General features: G+C 55.5%; 1 protein-coding gene. It reads right to left on the bottom strand.

Annotation, left to right across the window (positions count from 1 at the left end):
- Positions 1–117: 117 nt before the first annotated feature.
- On the bottom strand, positions 118–575 hold a 458-nt coding region (locus ACOCD2_RS25340; protein ID WP_419590634.1), incomplete at its 5' end, for a transposase.

Below are 575 nucleotides of genomic sequence, written 5' to 3'. Positions count from 1 at the left end.
ATCGCTCCCTGCAAACGACAATATCCTTGTCAAGGCAGGTGATTAATTAATTCAGTATATTGGCATGCGCTAATTATCTGGAGCTGCCCGAAAAAGATAGCTATTTATAGACGGTAACTATCTAGGCGGCGACCAAGCAGGATGCTGCTTGAGATTGGCCAGGATCTGGGCAATATCACTGGCGTAGGGATACGCTTCCGAGAAGGACAGCCAGACTTTGCGTGCTGTCAGGCGCAGACGGGCGCCGATTTTCAGCAGCTTCAGGCGGATCGTCGTGCTCTGGGCCTTGGCGAACGCCGTACCGGTCAGCCCCAGCCGGCGCAGGCCATGCAGCAGGACATAGGCAAAGGAAGAGAAGTACAGCCGCAGTTGGTTCGCCCGTAAGGTGGCACTACTGGTGCGATCAGCAAACAGCCCCAGTTGTTGTTCCTTGATACGGTTCTCCATTTCCCCTCGGGCACAGTAGCGTTCTTCGTAAAGCGACTGGGCATCGGCCTCGTTGGAACTGAGGCTGGTAACGACAAAACGCGGATTGGCCTTGCCCGGCAGGTATTCCGCCTTGCCGATCACTCGCC

Origin of the sequence: Thiolapillus sp. (genome assembly GCF_048562965.1) — a bacterium.
GTDB classification, from domain to species: domain Bacteria; phylum Pseudomonadota; class Gammaproteobacteria; order Chromatiales; family Chromatiaceae; genus Thiolapillus; species Thiolapillus brandeum_A.
Note: the sequence above shows the minus strand (reverse complement) of the source record. Positions and strands in the feature narration are given on the sequence as shown.